This window comes from Clostridium sp. (genome assembly GCF_021443865.1).
In the GTDB taxonomy this organism is placed as follows: Bacteria; Bacillota; Clostridia; order Clostridiales; family Clostridiaceae; genus Clostridium.
This window is the reverse complement of sequence record NZ_JABUTB010000108.1, coordinates 1-10,027: the sequence shown is the minus strand read 5'-3', so window position 1 is coordinate 10,027 and position 10,027 is coordinate 1. Positions and strand designations below refer to the sequence as shown.

General features: G+C 26.2%; 8 protein-coding genes. 7 read left to right on the top strand and 1 reads right to left on the bottom strand.

All coding sequences use genetic code 11. From position 1 onward, the window contains the following. The first annotated feature begins 228 nt into the window (after positions 1-228). Positions 229-1,434: an NAD(P)/FAD-dependent oxidoreductase gene (locus HUJ77_RS13930; RefSeq protein ID WP_291709609.1), complete on the top strand. Its 1,206-nt coding sequence runs from the start codon at positions 229-231 to the stop codon at positions 1,432-1,434. Between the two features lie 41 nt (positions 1,435-1,475). Here the strand turns inward: HUJ77_RS13930 and HUJ77_RS13925 are convergent, their stop codons facing one another. Then, complete coding sequence (locus HUJ77_RS13925) at positions 1,476-2,786, bottom strand: VanW family protein (RefSeq protein WP_291709607.1); 1,311 nt, start codon at positions 2,784-2,786, stop codon at positions 1,476-1,478. Between the two features lie 209 nt (positions 2,787-2,995). Between HUJ77_RS13925 and HUJ77_RS13920 the strand changes: the two genes are divergently transcribed. From HUJ77_RS13920 to HUJ77_RS13895, 6 genes are all read left to right on the top strand, one after another. Continuing rightward, positions 2,996-4,708, top strand: coding sequence for a methyl-accepting chemotaxis protein (locus HUJ77_RS13920; RefSeq protein ID WP_291709605.1), 1,713 nt, complete (start codon positions 2,996-2,998; stop codon positions 4,706-4,708). Between the two features lie 270 nt (positions 4,709-4,978). Beyond that, on the top strand, positions 4,979-5,785 hold the full coding sequence (locus tag HUJ77_RS13915; protein ID WP_291709603.1) for a cation transporter: 807 nt from the start codon (positions 4,979-4,981) through the stop codon (positions 5,783-5,785). A 173-nt stretch (positions 5,786-5,958) separates the two neighbouring features. After that, positions 5,959-7,149 carry a histidine kinase gene (locus HUJ77_RS13910; RefSeq protein WP_366033510.1) on the top strand — a complete coding sequence of 397 codons (1,191 nt, stop codon included), beginning with the start codon at positions 5,959-5,961 and terminating at the stop codon, positions 7,147-7,149. Beyond that, a complete protein-coding gene (locus HUJ77_RS13905) occupies positions 7,136-7,816 on the top strand; it encodes a response regulator transcription factor (RefSeq protein ID WP_291709601.1) in 681 nt (226 codons plus the stop codon). Before HUJ77_RS13910 ends, HUJ77_RS13905 begins: the two co-directional genes overlap by 14 nt. A 264-nt stretch (positions 7,817-8,080) precedes the next feature. Continuing rightward, entirely contained in the window at positions 8,081-8,956 is an 876-nt protein-coding gene (locus HUJ77_RS13900) for a hypothetical protein (RefSeq protein WP_291709599.1), read from the top strand. Positions 8,957-9,188: 232 nt separating this feature from the next. Then, positions 9,189-10,027, top strand: an 839-nt coding sequence (locus HUJ77_RS13895) for an ATP-binding cassette domain-containing protein (RefSeq protein ID WP_291709597.1), incomplete at its 3' end; no start/stop codon positions are given.

Sequence of the window (10,027 nt, the reverse complement as noted above, 5' to 3'; positions counted from 1 at the left end):
TTATATAAATAAAAAAATAGCGATTGTTATTTTAATTATAATAGTATTAATACTTTGGAATGTTGTTTTTGATATTTCTAAAAGCAAGTTAAAAAGTTAAAAACATTGTGTGAAATATAATATTAATTTTAGTGTTTTTCAAAATACATAAATAATATTATATTTCACACTTTTTATTTTTAGTATATAATAGATGTCAAAGAATATAGATAAATTAAGGAGATACATATGTCAAAGGTTATAGTTATTGGAGCAGGTCCAGCTGGGATTATGGCTGCACTTTCAGCTTCAAAAAATAATGAGGTTATTTTAATTGAAAGAAATGATGAAATAGGTAAGAAGTTAAAGCTTACTGGTGGTGGAAGATGTAATATTACTAATAATAGAGATATAGAAGAATTTTTTGATAAGATTGTTACAAATAAGAAATTTTTATATAGTGCCCTTTATACATTTACTAATAGAGATCTTTTAGAGTACTTTTCAAGTAAGGGATTAGAGTATAAGGTTGAGTATGACCAAAAGGTATTTACTCAAAGTGATAAAGCAGATGAAGTAATTGAGATTTTCAAAAGAGACCTTATGAAAAATGATGTAAGAATTTATTATAACACTAAAGTTAAAGATTTAATTATTAATGATGATACTATTAATGGAATAATAACCGAAGAAGGAAAAGAAATATTAGCTGATAAAGTAATAATTACAACAGGTGGAAAGAGCCATCCTACAACAGGATCTGATGGAAGTATGTTTGAAATACTTCAAAATCATGGTCATACTATTAATAATTTTTATCCAGCATTAATACCTTTAGTTACTAAAGATGGATTTGTTAAAAATCTTCAAGGGGTAGCAATGAAGGAAGTAGTAATAAGTACTATTATTAAAAAGAAAAAGATTCAAAGACAAGGAGATATGATATTCACACATTTTGGAATATCAGGACCAGGAGTACTTAAATTTTCTTCTTATATAAATAAGTTATTAAAGGATGGAGAAGTTGATATAAAAATTGACTTTTTACCTGATATATCTAAAGAGGAATTATCAAAAATAATAAGAGGTAGCAATAAAAGTATATTAAATAATTTAAAAGAATATTTACCTCAAAATTTCATTAAGGAAATACTAAATATATTAAATTTAACTGAGGTTAAAGTAGCAGAATTAAAAAAAGAGGATGAATTAAAGTTAATAGAATATATAAAAGAAATGAAATTAACAGTAGAAGATACTATTACCATAAAAGCAGCTATGGTAACTAGTGGAGGAGTTAGTGTAAAAGAAATTAATTCTTCTACCATGGAATCCAAAAAAATTAATAATTTATTTTTTGCAGGAGAAGTAATAGACATAGATGCAGAAACTGGTGGTTTCAACTTACAAATGGCATTTTCTACTGGATATCTAGCTGGAATGTTAGGGGAATAATAAAAAAAGATAATTTGCAATATGCAAATTATCTTTTTTTATTAGTTGTTTGGAAGTGGTTGATAGGTACTTCTATCTAAGTATTTATTAACTACTAATTTACCATTAGCATCATAACCGTATAGATAAGTATCTGCACTTAATGGTCCTATAGGAACAGATACAGGTTCATAAGTTATACCATCTTTAACGTTATTATTAGACCAAAATTCTATAGTTAAGCTTCCATTACTAGCATAAGAATTTATTACTATTGGGTAATCAAAATCATTGACAAACTTTAAATCTATAAGATTGTCAGCTAAAGTAGCATCTAGTCCTATAGGAACATAAGAAACCTTCATCATATGATTAAGTCTTTCACTAGGTATTATTCCAGATCTTAACATAGTATTATAAAGAGTAGAAGCAACTTGGCAAACGCCACCCCCTACTCCAGGAACTACTTCTCCAGCAACATAAGTGTTAGCTTCAACAAAGCCATTTTCTATAGTAGTTGGACCAATAGCCTTTTCAGTAGAAAAGGTTTCACCTGGCATAACTATACTATTATCAATGTTTTTAGCTGCAAGTTGAAGATTTGTCCCACTTGGACCAGCTGAATAACGAGTTGAGAAAGAAGAAATTTTACTATTAACTGCTGCTAAATCGCTAGCCTTAATATATGCTTCTACTGTATCAACATTTCCAGTAACCTCTAGAACATTAGGTGCCCTCATATCTTTAATTTGATTCTTAATTGTATCAAGAAGGTTTGATGAATCTAATTTAAGTCCTGTAGTATCATTAGTAATACTAATCCCACCTGCGATATTAATAGAAGCATTAGTAGGAGAAACATCTACTGCACTGGATATGTTAGATACAAAGCTAGTTAAGACTTCTTCATTAAATAAAACTTCAAATTCATATTCTCTATTAGTAGGCTTTTTGATTAAAGTTATTTTATTAAAAAAACTTTCATTTTTTCCAAAGTTTAAGATTTCTTCTTCTAATTCAGAATAATTTATGTTAGCTTCTAAATCCTTATAAGAAATGTTAAACTTTTGTTCATTTGCTGTTACAGATACTTCTTTATTGCTTATATCATTTAGTAAAGAAATAAGAGCATTATGTAAATCTTCACTATTTAATCCGGATAAATCTTTGCTTAGTATATAGGCTCCAGGATAAACTTTATCGCTATAACTATTAATTAAACTAATATTTCTAAATAACCAATAGCCTACACTAATAACTAAGATTAAAAATGCTACCAATGTAATCTTAAAACCCTTTGATTTGAAAATTGTACTTTTCTTACCTTCTACCACTTCCTTTGGTATGTTTGTGTTAAGATTATTATTATCCATAAGTACCAACTTTCTTTTTGAATTCTTTTATTATACATACATCTATAGTTTAACTCGAAAGAGTAATTATTTCAACAAATATTGGCAAAAATTTCAATTTAATTTAAAAAAATATATACAAAAATACATAAAATAAATATATATTTATTTACAAAAACTTTCAAAATGCTTACAATAATAAAATATATTACTTATATTAGGGGGCAATTATGAGGAAAAAAGTAAATAAAATTAAGTCAAAAAGCATAGGAAGGAGAATACTTACTACAACTATTACAGTAACGGTCATGGCTATGGTTATTTTACTATCCATTAATATTTTAATGTTTAGAAATATCTTAAGTTCTAAAGAAGATGATATATTAGTAATGGGCAAAAATGTAAAGGGTGCTATATCAACTGCTGATATAGAAGAAGTGTTAAAAAATAAAACCACTGGAAGCTATGATTATAAGAAATTAAAAGGTGACTTAGTAAATGGTAAAAGTAATGAAGATGTGAATTATTCTGCAATATTAATTAAAGATAGTAATGGAGATGGGGAAATATTAGTTGATACTGAAAATAATCTTCTTAGTTTTGGGAAAAAAGTAAAATTAACTAATGAACTAAATAAAGCTTTTAATGGAGAAGTTGTATCTTATAAAATAACTGATAAAAAGAAGACAAGCATAAAGGCTTATTATCCAATAAAGTCTTCTAATAGTGAGATAAAAGCGATACTAGAAATAGATACTGATGTAACTGATATTGTGCAAATAAAAGATACAATTTTACTTCAGCTTGGAATATTATCTTTATTTCTAATTTTAGTTTACACTATTATGTCATTATTTATTTCTAAATCAATAAATAAAAAAGTTAAAAGGGTTATTGATAGTTTAGTGAATATATCAAATGGAGATTTAACTAATAGAATTATTATTGAAGGTAGTGATGAAATTAATTTAATTGCAAATTATATAAATACCTTACAAGATAAAATTTCTGCAATGATAAATAAGATAATTATTTCTTCAGAAAAAGGAAGTAGTAAAATAGATGTTTTATCAAATTCAAGTAAAGAAATGGCAGCTTCATCAGAAGAAGTAACTGCAACTATACAAGAGATAGATTCTAATATTTTTATACAAAATGAAGATACCAAGAGAATTAATGGGTTGTTAAATGGATTCGGAAAATTAATTGAAGATGTAAAGTTGTCAATAACTGAAATAAATACTTTATTAGTATCAATTAATAATCAACTGGATTATAATAATAAATCACTAATGGAACTACAATCATCTAAAAGTGATATAGAAGTATCTTCATTTAATATGAATGAAAAACTTGGAGGATTACATAATTCACTTGGAAAAATAAAGGATATAACTACATTTATAGATTCAATAGCAGATCAAACTAATCTTTTAGCTCTAAATGCAGCAATTGAAGCAGCTAGAGTAGGGGAAAGTGGTAAAGGCTTTGCTGTAGTAGCCAATGAAATAAGAAAGCTGGCAGAGGAAGTTAAAAATTCATCTTTAGATATAAATAAACTTTTAGCAAATGTAATATCTGAAGGAAATGAAGTTAAAGATTTATCACTAATAGTTAGTAGTAAATTAACTAATCAATTTGATGTAATAGATTCGTCTATAACATCTTTTAAAGAGATACTAAATAGAATAGTAGAACTATTCCCTAAAATTGTTTATGTTAATAATGAAATGGATAATGTCTTAGAGGAAAAGGAAAATATTTTTAAATCTATAGAAAAAGCTAGTGATTTATTAGAAGAAATATCTCATTCATCTGAAGAAATAAAGAATTTTTCAGAAGAACTAAGCATAATGGCACAAGGAATTGCTGAAGTTGGTGAAGAATTAAGTAATAATACTAATGAAATGAATGGAGAAATTAAAAAGTTCACAGTAAATTAAACTCATTAAGCATAGAAGTATATTTATAATAATGTACTTTTATGCTTTTTTATTAAAAAATATAAATTGAGATTCCCACATTAATAGAAGTATTAGCTTATATTAATGGGTTGAGGCTATTAATTAAAATGTATAAAATGTAATTAAGAAATTATGTGTTAAAGGAGTGATATTATGGAAGCGGAAAACAAAATGCTTAAATTTTCAGCTTTTGGAGGGTTGTTCTTCGCTGTATTAGGTATTGCTTGGGGATGAGCGATAAATTCTGAAATGATACAATTTGATGGTTTATATTCATTAATAAGTTTAGTATTAGCCTTATTTGCAATAATAGCTACTAATTTTATTAATAAAACTGATATAAATAAGTATCCCTTTGGAAAATGTAACTTAGAGCCAATAATAGTAATACTTAAGGCATTAGTTTTGTTAATAATGTGTTCAATAACTATGTTTTCAGCAGTTAAGCAAATTTTTAATGGTGGAAATAATGTAGATGAAGGATTTGCTTTAGGTTATGCTTTAATATCTTCTATTGGATGTACATTAATATATTTGTATATGAAAAGAACATCTAAAGATCTTAATTCAGAAATAGTTAAGGTAGAAAGTAGCCAATGGTTTATGGATGCTATGTTAAGTGTAGGTGTTTTAGTAGGATTTTTACTTTCAGCAATACTTAAATATATAGGATTAAGTAGCATATCAAAATATGTGGATCCAGGAATGGTAATATTGTCATCATTAATATTCTTAAGAATGCCAATAACAGCTATTAGCGCTGCTTTTAAGGAACTTATTTATTCAACTGCAAATGAAGAAATAAACTATGATATATTAAAGGTAGTAAAGGAAATAGAAAAGGAATATAAACTAGAAGATTCAATAGCTAGGGTGGTAAAGATTGGAAGAGAACTTATAATTGAGATAGATTTTATAATTTCTAATGAATCTAAGATAAAATCAATAGAGGATATGGATAAGGTTAGAGAAATTATTGATAAAAATACAAATCATTTTGATTTAAAAAAGTGGTTAAGTATATCATTTACTAAAAATAGAAAATGGGCAATTTAAAACTTTTATAAAAATAAAAAGAAATTATAATTAATAATAATATGTACTTTATACTAAATATTATATAATATTTAATATAAAGTACATTTTTGTTATACAATAAAAAATTTACTATTATATAAATTTATGATACTTTTATAAGGATTAATAAATTTGAGCCATGTGGTGTCCAAATTATTCTAATTGCTAACAAAGATACAAATTGTTGTAGTTTTGAAAATTTAAATAAATGTTTTNAAGTAATTGAAGAAATTAATTTAGGAAAAAGTAAAATTTTTAATATCTCAGATAGAATGAGGGATGAACTTGAAGTAAAGAAATCTGAACTAAGAGAAATAAAATCCAAGCTAAGTGAGGTAATAGAAGAAGTAGATGCTTTAGAAAAGCTAGATAAATCAATGAGAGTTAGGTTGGTAGAGGTATCTAAAAATATTGTAAACTCAACTCAAGAAGGTTTTGGAAACATTTATGAAGAAGCTTTAGAAGTAAGAGTAAAGTATATTACTAAACAAAATGAGGAAAAAGAACTTATTTTAAGAAGAGATGCTTTAGAACGATCATTAAAAGGATATTGTTCAAGTATAGAAGAAGCAGAAAGTGCAGTAAACCAAATTAATATTGCATTAGGATATCTAAAAGGAAATATACTAGATGAATTAAAAGAAGATAATGAAAATTCTAAAATGATAAATGAAATAAAATTATTGGAAAAGCAAGAGATAGAAAGAAGAAGAATAGCAAGAGAAATACATGATGGACCTGCTCAATATATTGCCAATGCTATGATGAGAATAGATTTTTGTAAGGTTGTAGTAAAAAAGGATTTAGAAAAAGGCATAAAAGAGCTTGATGATGTTAAAGGAAATGTAAAAATGGCTTTAAAGGAAGTAAGAGGAATTATATATGATTTAAGGCCTTTATCTTTAGAGGAAAGAGGATTGACTGAAGCTATAAAAGAAAATTTAAAAAAAGTTTCTTCAGAAAATAATATTGAAATTAATTCATCCATTGAAGAATTCAATGATGAAGTTGATAAAATGATTCAAATAGCAGCATATAGAATCATTCAAGAAATATTAAATAATGTAAAAAAGCATTCTAAAGCCAAAATAGTAGATTTAAGAATAAATTATATAAAAGAATATATATCAATTTTTGTACAAGATAATGGAATAGGATTTAATGTAAAAGAAACTTTATTAAACACTAAAGTAAAAGGAAATTGTTATGGATTATTGGGAATATATGAAAGAGTTAAGTCTTTAGGAGGGAGAATAGAAATAAAATCTTCACCTAATGAGGGAACTGCATATAAAATAAAACTTCCAATTAATAGAAAGGTGAAAAAGGATGAGCAGGAGTAAAATTAATGTTATTGTAGTAGATGATCATGATTTAATAAGAGAAGGACTTAATAGAATAATTAGTTTTGAAGACGATTTAGTAATGATTGGACAATACAGTAATGGAGAAGACCTTATTAAAAATATAAAAAATAATATTCCAGATGTAATACTTCTAGATATAAATATGCCAGTTAAAAATGGGATTGATACTTTAAGAAATTTAAAAAAATTATATAAAGATATAAGAGTAGTAATGTTAACAGTAGAAAATGACAAAAATACTATTATGGAAGCTATAGATGTAGGAGCAGATGCATATATATTAAAGGAATCTGCAGGTATTGAAGTAGTTACAGCTATAAGAACTGTGTATTTAGGTGATAAATATATAGATAAGGCATTGATTAATGTTATATTTAGTGATTTTAAGTACGGTGGATCATCTGAAAATAAGAAAAATGAAGCTTTAAATTTGTTGACTGATAGAGAACTAAGTATTTTATTTGAGATTTCAAGAGGATTAAAAAATAAAGAAATAGCAGACAAGCTATTTTTATCTGAGAAAACAATAAAAAATTATATTACAAGCATGTTTAAGAAAATTGGAGTTGAAGATAGAGTTCAAGCAACTATATATGCAATTAGGAACAATATTGATGATTATTATAAAAATAAGATTAAGTAAAGGTTTTTATGGTAATTTTATTACATAATATATGTTATAAACACTAAAAAGTTTGAAGTAAAAAAATGGTATTTTAGTAAATAAAATAAGAGAATTAAGAAAAAATATTAATAAAGTCTCAATAAATATTACATATTAATACAAAGTTGCATATAAAATAATCAAATTATCAGAAAGGGATAGATATTTTATTAACAAAGTTGTTGAAAAATATTCAAATTAAGTATACAATTACCTTGATTTTAATTATTAGGGGGAGATTGTATGCAATCAAAAAAATTAATTGCCATTTGCTTATTATCAACAGCTTTATTAGTAGGTTGTGGAGGTAAGGAAGAAGAAAAAGGTACAAACACTAATGGATCAAATGTTGAACAAAGCCAAAAATTCACAGGTACTAAAACTTATGAAAAGCTTTATGATGAAACTGGTAAAAAAGGGGATGTCATTGTAACAAATGTTGAGTTTAAGGATGGAGAAGCTGTAAAGGTTTCTGTAGACGTTCGTCAAGAAAATGGAACAATGAAAAAAGACGAAGCTAAAAAAGGCAACTATGTAATGAAGGAAGGCGAAGCTAAAAACTGGGGAGAACAAATGGAGTTATTAGAAGCTTTCTTAAATGAAAATAAAGTTGATGTATCTAAGGTAAAATTAACTAACGATGATGGAAATACAGATGCAGTATCAGGTGTTTCAATTAAAGTTGGAGCTTATGTAAAAGCTATACAAGACGTTATAGATGCAACTAAATCAGGAAAAGATTTAGAAACAGGATTTACTGGAGCAAAAATAGCTGAAAGTCCTTATGATCCAACTGGTAAAAAGAAGGATATGGTAGTTACTAAAGTTGTATACAACCATGGAAAAGCAATTGCAGTAAATATAGATGTTAAGCAAGAAGATGGATCTATGAAGAGAAAAGCATCTGAAGAAGGTAAATATGTAATGAAGGAAGGCGAAGCTAAACACTGGCATGAACAAATGGATTTATTACAAAAGTTCATAGTTGATAATAATTTCGATCTTTCAAAAGTAAAATTAATTAATGATGATGGAAATACAGATGCAGTATCAGGAGTTTCAATTAAAGTTGGAACTTATGTAAAAGCTGTACAAGACGTTTTAGATTCAGTTAAATAATAAAATTAGCTACCTATTTTTAGGTAGCTTTTTCTTTTATAAAATGTAAAAGCTCCTTTAATAAATATAGGGTTATTAAAAAGATTATAAAAAAATACTATGATAATTAAATTGTATTAATATACAAAAAAATGAGTTTTTTAAATAAATATTCATATATAAGTTGATTGTATAAAATTGGAAGAGTAGAATGTATTGGTAATATTTTAATGTTGATAAAGGTAGAAATAATATGATAAAAGTTGAAAATTTAAGTAAGGAATTTAAAATTAATAAAAAGTATCCAGGATTTAAAGGTGCAATAAAGTCCTTTTTTTCTAGGGAATATATAGTAAAAAAAGCTGTGGACAATATAAGTTTTGAAATAGCTGACGGAGAGATTGTTGGATATATAGGGGCAAATGGTGCTGGTAAGTCTACTACTATTAAGATGATGACAGGGATTTTAACACCATCTTCTGGTGTTATTTCAATAGACGGAATAATACCTTATGAAAATAGACAAGAAAATGCTAAAGATATTGGAGTTGTATTTGGTCAAAGAACTCAGTTGTGGTGGGACTTGCCACTGTCTGAAACCTTTTCTTTGCTTAAAGATATTTATGTAGTAAATGATAAGGATTTCAAAGAAAGAATGGAGTTTTTAGATGAAGTTTTAGAACTAAATGAATTTATGTTAAATCCAGTAAGAACACTATCCCTTGGGCAAAGAATGAGAGCAGATTTAGCAGCGGCGTTATTACACAACCCTAAGATTATATATTTAGATGAGCCAACTATAGGGTTAGATGTAGTAGTAAAAGAAAAAGTTAGAGAGGCTATAAAAGAAATAAATAAAAAGTACGGTACTACAGTTATTCTTACCACTCATGATTTAAAGGATATAGAAGAGTTATGTAATAGAATAATCATAATAGATAATGGAATAAAAATTTATGATGGAAGCTTAAAGGATATTAAAGATAATTATGGGTATATAACTACTATGGAAGTTCAAGTGAAGAATTTAAGTGAAAGTGAAGGCTTTGATATTAATAATGAAATGAACATTAATAAAGAAAATTTAGAAAT